The sequence below is a fragment of the Shewanella sp. 1CM18E genome (assembly GCF_023161665.1).
GTDB lineage: Bacteria > Pseudomonadota > Gammaproteobacteria > Enterobacterales > Shewanellaceae > Shewanella.
Map to the genome: position 1 here is coordinate 62,566 of NZ_JALNTW010000008.1, position 15,544 is coordinate 78,109.

Here is a 15,544-nt window from a genome sequence, read left to right on the forward strand (position 1 = left end):
TGAGAAAAGTTAATGTCGATTAATTATGAAGCAGTATTAAGAGATTTACGTAAGCAAGTCGGTGAAAACGCAGCAACCAATGATCCTGTGCGCCGTTTTGCTTGGTCAACCGATGCCAGTTACTTTCGAATCGTGCCTGAAATCGTGGTGCACGCCGATACCTTAGAGCAAGCTAAACGTACCTTAGCCATCGCCCGTACTTATGGCGCACCGGTGACGTTTCGCGCTGCGGGTACCAGCCTTTCAGGCCAAGCAATTGGTGAAGGTATTTTGCTCATTCTTGGCCACGATGGTTTTAGAACATTAACCGTTAGCGAAGATGCGTCACAAATCACCTTAGGTACTGCCGTTATTGGCGCCGATGCCAACGCGGTTTTAAAGCCATTAAATAAGAAGATTGGCCCCGACCCTGCCACCCTTGCCTCTGCAAAAATTGGCGGTATCGTCTCGAACAATGCCTCGGGCATGTGCTGTGGTACCGCGCAAAACAGTTACCAAACTATCGCTTCAGCCAAATTGCTGTTTGCCGACGGCACAGAACTTGATACTGGCTGTGAAACATCAAAAGCGGCGTTTAGCCAGTCGCACCCACAGCTTATACAAGAGCTAATTGAACTGGCGCAGTTAACGGTTAATAACACCACGCTTGCTGCACGAATTCGCAAAAAATTCTCCATTAAAAACACCACAGGCTATAGCCTTAATGCCTTAGTGGATTTTAGCGACCCTTTTGAGCTCATCAATCATTTAATTGTGGGCGCAGAAGGTACGCTAGCATTTGTTGAAGAAGTGACTTACAACACCGTTGATGAAGCGCGTTTCAAAGCATCTGCCATGGCGGTATTTTTCAATATGGAAGATGCCGCGCGTGCTATTCCACCTCTCGTTGGCGATAGCGTGGCCGCGGCAGAGTTGCTGGACTGGGCATCTATTAAAGCGGTAACCGGTAAAGCGGGCATGCCTGAATGGTTAACCCAGTTACCTGAAGGCGCATCTATTTTATTAATTGAATCTCGCGCAAATGATAAAGCCACGTTAGACCGCTACACCCAAGACGTTATCGCCAAGCTTGCGCATATTGAAACTGAGCGCCCTATAACCTTCAGTGATGACCCTGCTGTATTTGGTCAATACTGGGCAATGCGCTCAGGTTTGTTCCCAATTATTGGCGGTGAGCGCCCTAAAGGCACCTCGGTGATTATTGAAGATGTGGCTTTTGAACTGGAACACTTAGCCGCAGCAGCTAATGATTTGACCGAGTTATTCCATAAGCATAATTATCCTGAAGGGGTTATTTACGGTCACGCGCTTGCGGGGAACTTCCACTTTATTATCACCCCAACGTTTAACTCGCAGACTGACATTGAGCGCTTCCACGCCTTTATGCAAGACGTTGCCGAAATGGTGATTAATAAGTATGACGGCTCAATGAAAGCCGAGCATGGCACAGGCCGCGCTGTCGCGCCTTTTGTTGAAATGGAATGGGGTAGCGATGCTTATACCTTAATGAAGCGTATTAAGCAGCTCTTTGACCCTGAAGGATTACTAAACCCAGGGGTTATTCTTAATGATGATAGCCAAATTCACGTTAAGAATATCAAGCCTTGCCCTGTCGTCGATGACTTAATCGATAAGTGTATTGAATGCGGTTTCTGCGAAAAAAGTTGCCCTACATCGGCACTTAATATGTCGCCGCGTCAGCGTATTGCAACCTTGCGTGAGATTGAACGTTTAGAGCAATCGGGCGATAAACAAGCTGCAAGTGAAATGCGCGCTGCAGCCAAATATGATGTGGTTGATACCTGCGCCGCCTGTCAGCTTTGTACTATCGCCTGCCCGGTTGATAACAGCATGGGCAACCTGGTGCGCAAACTCAGAACGCCTTACATCAGCACCACTGAACAAAAGGTGTTGGATTTTCAAGCCAAACATTTTGGCGCTGTAAACCAAGTCATTAGCACAGGATTCAATGCCCTTGGCACAGTCCATAAAATTACTGGCAGCGCTATTACTGGCGCAATAATGAAAGCAGGCCGGGTAGTCAGTAAAGAAGTCCCGTACTGGAACCCAGATTTTCCAAAAGGCGGCAAACTGCCGACACTTAGAGCGCCAATTCCCGGCCAAGAAACCGTGGTTTACTTCCCGGCCTGTGGTGGCCGTACTTTTGGCCCTACGCCAAAAGATCCAGATAATCGCAGCTTGCCTGAAGTGGTGGTAACTTTACTTGAGCGCTCTGGTTATAACGTGATCACCCCAGAGAAAACTCGCGACTTATGTTGTGGTCAAATGTGGGAATCAAAAGGTGACTTCAAAAATGCGGACGCTAAACGCATAGAGCTAATTGAAGCGGTAGCCGCCATGACTCAGGGCGGCAAACTGCCGGTAATTATTGACGCTCTATCATGTACCTACCGTACGCTAGCGGGTGACAAATCGCTGACAGAAAAAGTAGAGATTGTCGATATGGTTGATTTCATCCACGACAAGCTACTTGATAAGCTCACCATCAATCGTAAAAAGCCAGCCGTTGCGCTGCACTTAGGTTGCAGCGCTCGCAAGATGCAGCTTGAACCGAAAATGGAAGCAATTATTGCGGCTTGTAGCGAGCAAACAGTTCGCCCTGCAGGTATTGATTGCTGTGGTTACGCCGGTGAAAAAGGTCTTTATAAACCAGAGATCAATGCCAGTGCCCTGCGTAACATTAAAAAACTCATTCCCGTGGATGTTAGTGAAGGCTACTACGCTAACCGCATGTGTGAAGTGGGCTTAACTCAGCACAGTGGCATTTCTTATCGTCACCTTGCGTATCTGTTAGAAGAGTGTACTCGTTGATAACCAACGTAAAATAAGCGTATCAACCTCCTATTAGGGGCAAATCTTGCCCCTAATCTTCTTCGCTGGTATAAGCCTTCAGCTCACACCTTATTTTACTACCCACTTTTAGATATCTATTTGTAATAAAACCCTCAAACTAATTAAATTAGCCATTTAATACAAATAGATATGTTATTTTCATTTTTGCAAAAATCATAGATCTTATTTACTAAATTAGCACTACTTTTTACAAGGTTATCGGCCTATATTTGAACAATAAATAAAAGCGAATAACCAGTGTCTGCTCATCGAGCCGGACTTTTTGTGGTTACTTTTTACACTCAACAACTAGGGTAAGAGATCGCTAATAATGTCAGCCCGAATAGATGAGAAAAACACAATGAAGATAGCACTTTTCATTCCATGTCTAGTCAATCAAATGGTGCCAGAGGTTGGGATCGCAACCTTAGAGCTACTCGAAAAACTCGGACACCAAGTCATACTGCCAAAAGGGCAAACATGTTGTGGCCAACCAATGACTAACTCCGGCTGTTACAACGAAGCCAAAAAAACCACCTTAAAGCTGCTTAATGCATTTAAAGGTGTCGAATGCGACGCTATCGTCTGTCCTGCCGCCTCTTGTCTTGTTGCCGCGAAAGAGAATTTTCATGAGTTTGACTCAAGCCCAGAAGCACAAGCTGTGATTGATAAGTTGTACGAACTCACTGAGTTTCTGCATGATGTGTCTCCAATCCCTGCATTTAGCAAACCTTTTCCGCACAAAATCAGTCTACAAATGAGCTGCCATGGTATTCGCATGCTTGACTTAGCGACCCCTAGCGAGCAGATGGGACCACGAACAAATAAATTTGAGGCCGTGCTTGCTGCGATACCAGAAATCGAAATTGTTTATCCTGAACGCCGCGATGAGTGCTGTGGTTTTGGTGGAACTTTTGCCCTAGATGAAGGTGCCGTATCAGCCAAAATGGGCAAAGATAAAGCTCAAGCGCATGCTGAAACCGGAGCAGCTTATGCCGTTGGATTCGACCCTTCTTGCTTACTGCATATTGATGGCATGGTGAGAAGGCAGAAACTGCCGATTGAAACTCGTCATATCGCTCAAATCATCAACGCTGCGCTTTAGGAGTTAATATGTCTACTTCAACACCTGCGATACATGCTCAAAAAGCTGAGATATTTTGCCAAGATGAAGCCCGAGTTGATTGGCACTCTAAAGCACTTTGGGTGCTCAGAGAAAAGCGTGACCGCGCTGCGGGTAGCTTACCTGAATGGGAACAACTGCGCCAAATAGGTTCAGAGATGAAGCTACATACACTAACCCATTTAGCGCAATACCTTGAAGAATTTGAGCAAAACTGCATACAGAACAATATTCAAGTTCACTGGGCCAAAGACGGCGCCGAGCACAACCGTATTGTGCACGACATTCTTGCTAAACATGATGTCAAAAAGCTAGTGAAATCTAAATCCATGCTCACCGAAGAGTGCCATATGAATCCCTATTTGGAACAACGTGGCATTGAAGTAATCGATACCGATTTAGGTGAACGCATTATTCAGCTATCTGGCCAGCCACCATCACATATTGTGGTACCGGCAATTCATTTAAAAAAAGAGGAAGTCGGCGAATTATTTCACGACAAATTAGGCACTGATGCTGGCGCTTCAGACCCTCTTTATCTTACCCGCGCAGCGCGAGCGCATCTGCGTGAGCAATTCTTGTCGGCCGATGCAGCCATGACGGGTGTAAACATGGCGATTGCCGATAAAGGCGCGGTGGTCGTGTGCACCAATGAAGGTAACGCTGACATGGGTGCTAACCTACCTAAGCTGCAACTGCATTCGATGGGCATAGACAAGATAGTGCCAAATATTGATAGCGCTGCAGTACTGCTGCGCACACTTGCTAGAAATGCCACTGGCCAGCCTGTCACCACTTACAGTTCTTTTTATCGCGGCCCACAAGATGGCGGCGAGATGCATGTGATTATTGTCGATAACGGCCGTACCGATATGCTCAAAGACAAAATATTAGCAGAATCGCTAAAGTGCATTCGCTGCGGCGGCTGCCTAAATACTTGTCCGGTTTACCGCCGCTCTGGTGGTTACAGTTATAACTACACCATTCCCGGCCCGATTGGCATTGCGGTTGGTGCGAAGAGTGACGACACTAACTCAATTCCGTGGGCCTGTACTTTATGTGGTAGCTGCTCTTATGTATGCCCAACTAAAGTGCCGCTAGATAAAATCATACATCATCACCGCCGACTAAAAGCCGAAGCGGGTAAATTACCATACGGTAAAGCTAGCTATATGCCGTTAGTTGGCAAATTTATGGCCAGCGAAACAGCACTAAATTGCTCGATGAGCATGGCTCGAACAGCGCTAAAAATATTGCCAGGCAGTTTATTGAAGCCTTTTTCTGGCGCATGGGGCAAGTACCGCGAATTACCAATAGCACCAAACTCAAGCTTTGAAGCTTGGTTTAAGAAAAACAGAGGTTAATACTATGTCTAGTAAACACGATATTCTTAACGCGCTAAAAAGCGCGGCTATTGCCCCGCAAGCTATGCCAGTTATTAACATCAGTCCACGTATTGATGATTTAGTTGGTCAGTTTGAAACAAGCTTAAATACAGTTGCAGGCACTTTGCACCGTGATGGCGGCTTAGCTAAACTGCAAGCACAAGTTGATGAGCATATTGCTAACGGCATGCAAATTATCTCTATGGTTGACGGTATTAGTGCTAATCGCCAAGTTACCGATACCGGCCACCAGCTAAAAGATATTGATTATGCGGTGATCCCTGGGGATCTAGCGGTTGCCGAGAACGGCGCAATTTGGGTCAACAATAAAAACCTTGGCCACCGTGTGACGCCATTTATCTGTGAGAATCTATTTTTGGTTGTTGCAGCGAACAATATTGTGGCCAATATGCATCAAGCAGCGAGCCGTATAACGTTGGATTCAGGTGAGTTCGGTACTTTTATCGCAGGACCATCTAAAACGGCTGATATTGAGCAAGCACTCGTTGTAGGTGCCCATGGTGCCTGTAGCCTTAACGTGTATTTGATTTAGTTAAAAGCCATAATTAAAAAACAAAAAAGCCCTAATTTTAATTAGGGCTTTTCAATCTATCTACACAAAACAATACACTCTGACTAGCTCAGCTTTATCTTTTCTCGACATAGTAATCTAACTGAACTGTCACGTCTTTGGCTTCAACCGCTTTGCCATCAACAAACTTAGGTGCATAACGCCACTGCTTTAATGCCAATAGTGATTCTTTCTTAAACTTAGTGCCACCTTGTGTGTCGGTAACCACAGGGTCTTTAACAAAGCCCATTTTGTCTATGGTAAAACTCATTGTTGTACTCCCAGATTTACCCGCTTTAAGGTAAGATATTGGGTAGTCTGGATTTTTACGGAACAGTGGGGTTGGCTCAATATCCTCTTTCCAAGGCTTCATACTACCAATCGCGATACAATGCTGAGTAGACTTTTCACTTTCACCATCAAGCTCATAAATCTGTACTAACTTGGCATGAGCTGCCAGCTCGTAGGGGTGGTTATAATCAAGCTTTTGAAATTGCGTAATGACACCTAAAAATAGCGCTTCGGATTCATCATAATCTTTTTCGGCAAAACGTACATTCGCTACTCTAAAACTATTGAGTACTCGCTTCATCGCATCTTCTGGCAGTAATTCACTGTAAATTTCATGGGCATCAAATGCATAATTGCGAACTTTACGAGTGTAAAAACTCGAGTTAACTAAACGCTCAAAATAAGCCATCTTAGTATCAGCTATTACCATTGCATTTTCAGAATCTTCGGCGATATCAAGTGCATCATCTAGATATTCACGAGCATATTTTTTACTGCTTGCGTCACTTAATCCCAAAAGTGGATCAATAAGCTCAATGCCATCGTCACCATAACGCTCACGGTAAATTTTTAATGTCTCTTGGTAAAGCTCAAATGCCTGCGGTTGTAGAAGTTTTACTTTCTGTTTTACCTCTTTATCAAAGGTATTTTTAGGCATATTCGCAATTAATGCATTCGCAGCATTTAACGCTAAATTACCGGTATTAATGCTATCAGCGCCAAACTTAGCCTTACCTAGCTCATAAGATTGCAAAGCATAACGCTCTATATCGGCTTTATTCTTGTCTGTTACTGCAGCTTGATAGGCTGAATAAGCGTCGTTAAACTCAGTCGCATAAGTGGCTGTTGTTACTGTAAGCGCGCTCGTTAATATAGCTGCTTTTAATAGATTAGATTTTATTGAAGTCTTAAACATGAAAAGTCCTTATTTCATCAAGCACTACTGCTATTGGATATGCTTGCTCCACTATCAATAGTTTAAATTTTACTCATGCAACTTTCGCATGAGGGACAATGAAAATCAACAGCGGTTATTACAGTCACTAAGCGCCTATGTTTAATTAATGGCGTGTGTCGTTTTCTACCTAAGCCATCAGCTTGCTATTAGTCCGTTTCATAACCCATGCCATCCACACCACTAAAATGGTGCTACAGGTAGCGAGTGAAATCCATACTCCTGTTACACCAAAAGCCCAAGCAAACACATACAAAATGGCACTGAATAAAATAAGTTTTGCACCAGTTAAAATAGATGCTTCTTTTGAGTAATTAATTGCTTGGAAGAAAGATGCGCCAATTAGCAGCATGCCCTCCATAGGTAATCCCCAAAAATACCAACGCATACCTTCAGTGGCAATTGGAGTCAGTAGAGTATTATCTCCAGCAAAAATATACACAAATAGCTGCGGTACTGAATAGATAAATACCAGCCCCAATGTTGCGCAAATTAAGGTCACTGAAAAGGCCAGTTTAAGCGTTTGCTTCACCCTATCGAAACGTTTAGCCCCCGCATTAAAACTTAAAATTGGCTGCACACCAAATGCAATGCCTTCAAACAATAAATAGAAAAAAGCTTCGGTATAGCTCACCACACTATAGGCGGCCACATGTAAGGGGGTACCTACTTTTAAAAATGCCACGTTGTGCAGTGTCAGCACTACCGTTAGGTACATATTCATTAAAAAGCTTGGTATACCGACACGAATAATATTAATGCAGTGGTCCAACTTAAGCTTCATCTGCTCAAGGTTAATACCTAGTTCGGTTCGGCTTGAGAAAAAGTGCTGTAAACAAAGCGCCCCTGTTACCGCTTGAGAAATCATAGTAGCGATTGCAGCGCCCATTAAGCCGTAAGGAAAAACCACAATAAGTAGCCAGTCGAGAATAGTATTAAGCACGCCGCCTAAGATCAGTACAAAGGTGACAAAACCTGGGCGGCCGTCGTTACGTAAAAGCGCCGTAAACGCCATAGATACAATTGGAAATGTACCTAAGGCAAAATACCAAAATAGATAATCATCAGCACTGTTGAGTATTTCTCCCTCAGCACCAAGCAACAACAAAATATCACGAGAAAAGTAGCAGCCAATCACCGTAGTGATAACACCAAAAACCAGGCATAAACTAAAGGTATTACCTAATATTTTGCGTGCAATATGCGGCTCACCTTGGCCTTGATGTATTGATACTAAAGCAGCTCCCCCCATGCCTAGCGTTGCACCAATGGCATAAAGAATAGCGGCAATGGGATAGGCTAAAATCATCCCCGCTAAGCCGACTTCACCTAGGTAGTGACCAATGAACATGCCGTCAATGGTGACGTATATGCCAGTAACCAACATAGACAAAATAGTTGGAATACTATAACGCCAAAATAGTTTGTTAATTGGCTCGGTCACCATAGGTGACTCACTGGCTTTTCGGCCGGCTTCAGCTTGTGTTAACACTATTTCGCTCATGGATATCTCAACTTCTACTCTTAATCGGTTTACTTGTAATACATACTCATCACTGAGCTAGCAATTCAAACGAGAACTCAGCTCTAATAATGCAGCTTCAACCTGTTTGGCATCTATTTCATTAGTAGAGATCAACTCAATACGTGAGTCCATGGCATCATCGAGCTCAACAACTGATAACTCTGACTCCACACAATTAAAACCTGCGATCCCCTCTTCGGTGATCATTACCGCTTTCAAACGCATTAGCTGCTGATTTTTTACAAACATTAGCAGCTTATCGAAATCAAATTCATAACTTGGGTCAAACACCCAGCCGCAACTATAAAAGCCATCAGCTTGCTTTTGCCGACTCATAATTCCCCGCTCATCAAAAGGCACTGCTTGCAGCACTTCTTGTTGATCTGGCGATGAGTGGCCTGAGTCTAAAAATAGTGGAATGTTGTTAGGCTCAATAAGCCTAGGCTTTACCAGTTGCACAGACTCTTGTTTTTGAGTCATTGCGGGTTTGATAGCACTTATTCTTGCGCCATTATTAACGCCTGCATGAGGCATTTCCAAAAGACTCACCAAAGAGGCATGTAACTCGCTGGCTGTATTTATACTCCAAGGCTGCACAGGCACTTTTTGTGACTTACCTTGCCTGTCACTTGCTATCTCGGGATTAGCTATCTCGGGATTAGCATTCTCAGAACTAGCTTTCTCAGAATGAGCGCTCTCGGCATTATCTTTGAAGTGATTAACGTATTCAGTTAATTGCGCTAATAAGTCAGACTCATAGCAATCAGCTTTACTCGCTAGCACGGCATCAGCAACTTGCAATTGTTGATTAAAAATTTCGTGCTGGGTATATCGATTATCACTTAGCTTTCTTGCATCAACCAGTGTGATACAAGCTTTCATTGCTAACACCTGCTGATAATGGGGCTGGGTAAGCACTCTTAGCACCTCTTGTGGATGTCCGAGTCCCGTTGGCTCGATTAACAAGCGGTCGGGTTTTGCCTTAGCAATAAGCTGATTAATGGCAACTTGCATTGGTAACCCCGCGGCACAGCACATGCAGCCACCTGCGACTTGCTTTATCTGAACTTGATCTTGATCACACCCAATCAATTCACTATCGAGACCAATTTCACCAAACTCGTTGACCAGTACCGCCCAGACTTCCCCTGCAGGTTTATTTTGTAATAAACTTTTGATCAAAGAGGTCTTTCCTACGCCTAAAAAGCCCGTAATGATATTCGTGGTAATAGGTTTTTGAATCATTTGGTCAACTCGTTTTTGGATTGCCCCAAGATTCTAATCGCTAATAGTCATAGAAGTCACGACCCCCTCCCTACCAATACCAATTTAAACAAACATTTTTAACCAATTGATATTCAGTCGCGATCTGAAGCCTTTGCTATGCTTATCGAAGGTAATCAAAGATTTGCCACCGAAGAGACACTCAACCTATGTTTACAAGATTTATGATTGGCACGATAGGGTATATCGCCATGCTGATAGCGCCCGCTTGCTATGCGCAAAGCTGGTCGGCATTTGATGCGCCTATTCTTTCAGAGCAAAGTCAGCAAATTAAAACCAGCGTCAGTACTTTGCCAGAGCATCACCTTGCAACAGCAAGAGATAAAAGCAATGCAGCAAACTTAATGCTCAATGTTTTTACCGAGCAGCAAGCGCACACCTTACGCCTAAAGAATCAATTAAAAACATTTAAAACAGAGCCATCAGACTCTATTTGGTCGCAAGTAAAAACCACTAAGCAATCACTCGACAGTCTAAGCCAGAATAAAGCCGAGCTACTGCTTTATGTTGAGCCACAAGTAAATGAAAAGTTCACCGGTTTCGGGCCTGATGGCGTAAGGCAGTTATTGCTAGAAGCGCAAATTGCCAAAACGATTATTAACTTCCAGTTAATTTCTCAATACCGTAATTTGAGTGAGTTTTTTGCCGACTTAAAAGTCTCACCTTTTCCACTATTAGTGCTGATTTTTAAAGTCACCATTATCTATCTGCTATTGAAATGGTGGCTTAATGTTGGCCCCAAATTCATTGTTTCTCGCCTAGCTAAAATAAAAATGGCGCGACTTAAAAGTGAGCCTCTAGTAGGTGTTTTTTGGCGCTATCTTAATAAAGTACATATCTCTATTGCTTGGTTTCTTGCCATTTCAGTACTACTAAACCTGCTATCTGGTTTACCCGGGCTTGGCAATATTATCTATTTAACCGTTGTGGTTAACTGGGTCTTTTCAGCCACAATTACTATTAGCTTAGTTAATGAGTTTACCGCTCATCACAGCCGTCATAACGATGTATCTGAAATAGTGAGTCTAAGGGTAAAAACTGTTAAGCAGTGGGTTTGGCTGATTATGACCTCAGGGATCATTTTAAAAGTCACCCAAATGAGTGTTTATCAAGGCACTATCTATGCGTGGATCAGAACATTCATGCTGATAGCTTTTGCGCTCCTTATCATTAAGAGCCTAAATGACTGGCGCAAAATTGTCTTTACCTTACTCAGCCAAACTGATGAGCATCCAAGCTACATAAAATGGGCCATCAAGAATCAAGATAATCGCTTACTGGCACCTTTTGCCACCGCGTTAGGTGTGTTTAGCTTATTGAATCAACGTGCCTTTCAGAAAATATTTAATAACCTGCTACGTTATCAAATGTTCAAACATGCGATTGCTTACTTCTTCAGAATTGAAGTGGCTAAACAAAGCGTGGCTGACAAAGAAAACACCAATATGGTGCGCGTAAAAGGTGATGAAGCATTTTTATACGTAAAACCTGGCCAAGAAGACAGCCCACTGGTAGAAGATTACGCCGAAGAAGAGCTAAACGAACTCGCTCGTTATGTGCTTGCACCAGTGCCCGCATTAACCTTGGTTTACAGCGAGCGCGGCCTAGGCTTAACAACCTTATTTAAGCGTCTTATTCATCGCTCAAAGTCAGAGTATGCCATTTATATTAACTGCCCTTACGGCGGATATAGCCAGCTTATTGAGCAGCTAAACCTCGCTTTAGGTTTGAGTGAACAAGCCAGCGAAGCTGAACTTATTCAATTTTTAAGGCAATCAGAGCAGCGATATATTCTGTGTATCGATAACTGTCAGCGTCTTGTTAGCCCGAAAGTAAACGGCTTAACCGACCTAATGAAAATTACCAAGCTGCTACGCAGAGGACGTAACTCACACGGTGTAGTGCTCGGTATGGAGCAATCTGCATGGCGCTTTATCGATAGAGCCCGCGGCGAGCGTTTACTGTTTGATAAAGTTATCGCTATGCCGCGCTGGAATGAAAAACAAGTTGCCGTGTTACTCAATAGTCGTATCGATAGCAAAGGCGATCATGCCCTAAGCTTTGCCGGCCTTAAGCTGCCAAGGCAGTGGGACGAGCAAGACTTGAGCGAGCAGCAAAGAGCTGAGCAAGGTTTCTATCGTATCCTGTGGGACTATTCAGACGGTAACCCTACGGTTGCGCTACGCTTTTTTAGAATGTCACTGCACCAAGATAAAACCAACGGCAAAGTATTTGTACGGATCTTTAGCGCACCTGATGCGAAAGAGCTCGAAACCATGCCAAAACCTATGCTTGCAGTGCTGAGAGCCATTGTCCAACTTGAAGTGGCATCTGCAGAAGAGTTATCAGCCTGCACTCAATTAGGTTTTTCAGAAGTGATTAACACTTTACGTTATTTTCAAAACCGTGGCTTTGTTGAAATGCTGGATGATAAAGCGCGGATCTCAGATCACTGGTTTAGATACATTACCAATACCCTGCACAACCAACATTTATTGGTGAAATAAATGAATAAAAATATATTACGTCACTTATTTATAGCGCTAGGCCTACTCACTAGCTTACCTGTCGTTGCTGCTGAGCCGAATTTAGAAAGCTTAACCGAAATAGCGAATCTTATTCGCTGGAGCGGTGTGTTCATGTCGGTTATTGTGGTGTTTATCGCTTGGCTAATGCTCAAGTTCACCCAAAACATTGTCGACTCTATTGGCAGCCAGTTTGCTCAGCGCAGAATGTTGGCGCAAAAACTCCAATCATTTTTCCAATTCTTTGTTTATATGACGGCGGGGATCTCAGTGTTTATGCTGAGCTTTAGAGTCGATGACAGAGTATTAACCCTAATTGGTGGTACCTTGGCGGTGTCGGTAGGCTTTGCGCTGAAAGATCTGGCAGCCTCGTTTATCGCAGGTTTAACCGTAATGATAGACAGGCCATTTCAAGTGGGCGACAGGGTGACATTTGAAGGCCATTACGGCGATATTATTACCATTGGTTTGCGCTCCGTCCGTATGCAAACCTTAACCGATGACATTATCACGATTCCAAACAACAAGTTTTTAAGTGATGTGGTTATTAGTGGTAACTATGGCGCATTGGATATGCAGGTGGTGATCCCGTTTTATGTGGCGCTTGATCAAGACTTGACCTTGGCAAGCGACATTATTCGCGAAGCCGCTGCCTCAAGCCGTTATATCCACTTGCCTAAGCCAATTGTGGTTCTGGTAAAGCAAGATATTAGCGACAGCTATTTTGCAATTAAACTGACTCTTAAAGCTTATGTTTTGGATATCAAATTTGAAAAATTATTTGAAACTGATATCACCCTTAGGGTGATGCAAGAGTTTAAAAAGCAAAGTATTTGTCCGCCAAGTATTATGCAAAGCACTAAGCTTTCACGATAATTCGGCCAGCATCGCCATCATCTAAGTGGCGACTGAGTTGGATTTAAACTCGATTGTATTTAAATCCAACCTAAGTCCTAATTAGGTATTAGCTAGGGCTATTACTAAGTTTTTAGTGCTTAGTGCTAAAAATTTAAAAAGCTTGCTGGCGCAGGCCATCAAGCTTTTCTTTTACGTCAAACTAAGATGACTAAAATAACTAAGATAGTTTAGACACTCATTAAAGTGAGGACATGAACCCCGCTTTATTTAGTGGGATTGATATAATGACTATCGATGTAATCACACCATAGTGCTGAATCTTTGGCAGGTAATCCAGCTTGACCTCGAATACCTAATTTAAACTCAACCACTGAGCGCCATTCCATAGAGCCTAAATCAGGACCATGCCCTTGACCATCACCGCTAACGACTTGCTGCTCGACTTGCTCAAACCAAGCTTGATGACAAAGGCTCTCGGTATATTTTGTCACTTTAGACTGCTTTATATCCTCACCACAACCCACTAGGCTAATTAACATGATAGCCGCAGTAAATATCAGTAATTTATTCACTCTCTATACCCCAAGATAATCCCACAAAGATTTGGCCCACCAAGTCTCCCTGACCTGCGTTCATAAAACCCTAACGTTAGGTTTATACCAATAAGTATAAGTTTACGACTTGTAACTCAACCCTATAAATTGATGATGAACAATACAACATTCATCATAAAAAAAGCGAGCCCATCACATGGATGGGCTCGCTTTTTAATATTATTTACAAGTTCAAATAACGCTATTTTTTGGCTTTATCTTTTGAACGACCGTAACTGCTTTTGCCTGATGTTGGACCACGAAAGTTACTTTTACCCACAGCATTTTTAGCGCCGCGGTTTTTATCTTGGTACTTACGCTTATTGTGGCTTTTCTCTTTTACAGGCTTGGCCACCACGTCACGGTAACGCGCAGGTAACGGCGCGCCCTCTTCATAACCTGCCATAGTAATCCGTGGCAACGTTTGCTCAATTAACACTTCGATTTCTTGCATCATCTCGCGATCTTGCGGTGATACAAACGAAATAGCATGACCTTCTAATCCTGCACGGCCTGTGCGACCTACACGGTGTACATAATCTTCAGCAGCAAATGGTAGCTCAAGGTTAATGACCAACGGCAATGCTTCAATATCAAGACCGCGAGCAGCAACGTCTGTTGCAACCATCACTCGCAGCTTGCCTGACTTAAATTCTTCCAATGCACGATTACGTGCGCCTTGCGTTTTCTCACCGTGGAATACCGCATTTTTAACGCCGTCTAATTTTAGCTCAGCGTGCAAATGCTCGGCACTTTCGCGCGTGCTTACAAATACCAATACTTGTTGCCAGTTATTACGGCCAATAAGCTCAGACAATAACTCAGCCTTACGACGAGTATCGACTAGATAAACCTCTTGGGTAATTAAGCTTGCAGTGGCTGCTGTTGCGACATTTATCCATTCAGGTGCAACCAGCATTTTCTCCGCTAGCGTTTTAACTGCATCACTATAAGTTGCTGAGAAAAATAGTGTTTGATGGCTTGCAGCCACCAGCTTCTTCACTTTTTCAATATCGCGAACAAAGCCTAAATCCAACATGCGATCAGCTTCATCAACCACTAGGTGAGTCACATTAGATAGATCTAGACCGAACTGGCCAATTAAGTCGAACAGGCGCCCCGGTGTAGCAACTAAGATATCAACCCCAGCTTGCACAGCTTTGCGCTGCGGGTTCATGTTTGAACCACCGTATACCGCAACAGTTTTTAGCGGCAAGAACTGCGCATATGCAGTGATATTATCTGCAACCTGAATCGCTAACTCACGAGTTGGGGTGAGCACTAACACCTTGACACTTGATTGGTGAGTCAGCTCAGATTCACTTTCGCCAAAAAAACCATACTCTTGAATTAAACGATTAAGCAGTGGTAATGCAAACGCAGCCGTTTTACCAGTACCCGTTTGTGCACAAGCCATAATGTCTTTGCCTGCCATTGCAACCGGCAGTACTTGCGACTGCACTTGCGTCAGTTGCTGGTAACCGCGCGCAGAAACTGCATCTAAAATTTTGGAATGTAAATCAAATGCATCAAAGTTCATGGTCGGCTCAATATGGGTTAACTACTCGCTAATTGGAGTAC

Annotated in this window: 11 protein-coding genes; 6 read left to right on the forward strand and 5 right to left on the reverse strand. The window is 43.6% G+C overall.

Annotation, left to right across the window (positions count from 1 at the left end):
• The first annotated feature begins 12 nt into the window (after window positions 1–12).
• The 4 genes from MSG37_RS12160 to MSG37_RS12175 all read left to right on the forward strand — a co-directional run bounded on the left by MSG37_RS12160 (window position 13) and on the right by MSG37_RS12175 (window position 5,914).
• Window positions 13–2,832, forward strand: coding sequence for an FAD-binding and (Fe-S)-binding domain-containing protein (locus tag MSG37_RS12160; RefSeq protein ID WP_248470930.1), 2,820 nt, complete (start codon window positions 13–15; stop codon window positions 2,830–2,832).
• 382 nt (window positions 2,833–3,214) lie between these two features.
• Window positions 3,215–3,958, forward strand: a complete 744-nt coding sequence (locus tag MSG37_RS12165) for a (Fe-S)-binding protein (protein ID WP_248471060.1) — start codon at window positions 3,215–3,217, stop codon at window positions 3,956–3,958.
• 8 nt (window positions 3,959–3,966) lie between these two features.
• Window positions 3,967–5,340, forward strand: a complete 1,374-nt coding sequence (locus MSG37_RS12170; protein ID WP_248470931.1) for a lactate utilization protein B — start codon at window positions 3,967–3,969, stop codon at window positions 5,338–5,340.
• Window positions 5,341–5,344: 4 nt separating this feature from the next.
• Complete coding sequence (locus MSG37_RS12175) at window positions 5,345–5,914, forward strand: LUD domain-containing protein (RefSeq protein WP_248470932.1); 570 nt, start codon at window positions 5,345–5,347, stop codon at window positions 5,912–5,914.
• Window positions 5,915–6,008: 94 nt separating this feature from the next.
• Here MSG37_RS12175 and MSG37_RS12180 read toward each other — a convergent pair whose 3' ends face one another.
• The 3 genes from MSG37_RS12180 to MSG37_RS12190 all read right to left on the reverse strand — a co-directional run bounded on the left by MSG37_RS12180 (window position 6,009) and on the right by MSG37_RS12190 (window position 9,948).
• On the reverse strand, window positions 6,009–7,139 hold the full coding sequence (locus tag MSG37_RS12180) for an energy transducer TonB (RefSeq protein WP_248470933.1): 1,131 nt from the start codon (window positions 7,137–7,139) through the stop codon (window positions 6,009–6,011).
• Between the two features lie 169 nt (window positions 7,140–7,308).
• Window positions 7,309–8,682, reverse strand: coding sequence for an MATE family efflux transporter (locus tag MSG37_RS12185; RefSeq protein WP_248470934.1), 1,374 nt, complete (start codon window positions 8,680–8,682; stop codon window positions 7,309–7,311).
• Window positions 8,683–8,739: 57 nt separating this feature from the next.
• Window positions 8,740–9,948, reverse strand: coding sequence for a CobW family GTP-binding protein (locus tag MSG37_RS12190; RefSeq protein WP_248470935.1), 1,209 nt, complete (start codon window positions 9,946–9,948; stop codon window positions 8,740–8,742).
• Between the two features lie 188 nt (window positions 9,949–10,136).
• Between MSG37_RS12190 and MSG37_RS12195 the strand changes: the two genes are divergently transcribed.
• Together MSG37_RS12195 and MSG37_RS12200 are read left to right on the forward strand one after the other, a co-directional pair.
• Complete coding sequence (locus MSG37_RS12195; RefSeq protein WP_248470936.1) at window positions 10,137–12,494, forward strand: AAA family ATPase; 2,358 nt, start codon at window positions 10,137–10,139, stop codon at window positions 12,492–12,494.
• The gene (locus tag MSG37_RS12200) at window positions 12,495–13,388 is read left to right on the forward strand and encodes a mechanosensitive ion channel domain-containing protein (RefSeq protein ID WP_248470937.1); all 894 of its coding nucleotides are present in this window, start codon (window positions 12,495–12,497) and stop codon (window positions 13,386–13,388) included.
• Between the two features lie 245 nt (window positions 13,389–13,633).
• Here MSG37_RS12200 and MSG37_RS12205 read toward each other — a convergent pair whose 3' ends face one another.
• Both MSG37_RS12205 and MSG37_RS12210 read right to left on the reverse strand, forming a co-directional pair.
• The gene (locus tag MSG37_RS12205; RefSeq protein WP_248470938.1) at window positions 13,634–13,942 is read right to left on the reverse strand and encodes a hypothetical protein; all 309 of its coding nucleotides are present in this window, start codon (window positions 13,940–13,942) and stop codon (window positions 13,634–13,636) included.
• A gap of 223 nt (window positions 13,943–14,165) precedes the next feature.
• Entirely contained in the window at window positions 14,166–15,503 is a 1,338-nt protein-coding gene (locus tag MSG37_RS12210) for a DEAD/DEAH box helicase (RefSeq protein WP_248470939.1), read from the reverse strand.
• Window positions 15,504–15,544: the final 41 nt, after the last annotated feature.

Bases quoted from the DNA above. Each gene is read 5' to 3' on its own strand.
- MSG37_RS12185 (WP_248470934.1), bottom strand. From the start codon at position 8,682: ATGAGCGAAATAGTGTTAACACAAGCTGAAGCCGGCCGAAAAGCCAGT.
- MSG37_RS12160 (WP_248470930.1), top strand. From the start codon at position 13: ATGTCGATTAATTATGAAGCAGTATTAAGAGATTTACGTAAGCAAGTC.
- MSG37_RS12170 (WP_248470931.1), top strand. From the start codon at position 3,967: ATGTCTACTTCAACACCTGCGATACATGCTCAAAAAGCTGAGATATTT.
- MSG37_RS12180 (WP_248470933.1), bottom strand. From the start codon at position 7,139: ATGTTTAAGACTTCAATAAAATCTAATCTATTAAAAGCAGCTATATTA.
- MSG37_RS12175 (WP_248470932.1), top strand. From the start codon at position 5,345: ATGTCTAGTAAACACGATATTCTTAACGCGCTAAAAAGCGCGGCTATT.
- MSG37_RS12195 (WP_248470936.1), top strand. From the start codon at position 10,137: ATGTTTACAAGATTTATGATTGGCACGATAGGGTATATCGCCATGCTG.
- MSG37_RS12210 (WP_248470939.1), bottom strand. From the start codon at position 15,503: ATGAACTTTGATGCATTTGATTTACATTCCAAAATTTTAGATGCAGTT.
- MSG37_RS12190 (WP_248470935.1), bottom strand. From the start codon at position 9,948: ATGATTCAAAAACCTATTACCACGAATATCATTACGGGCTTTTTAGGC.
- MSG37_RS12200 (WP_248470937.1), top strand. From the start codon at position 12,495: ATGAATAAAAATATATTACGTCACTTATTTATAGCGCTAGGCCTACTC.
- MSG37_RS12165 (WP_248471060.1), top strand. From the start codon at position 3,215: ATGAAGATAGCACTTTTCATTCCATGTCTAGTCAATCAAATGGTGCCA.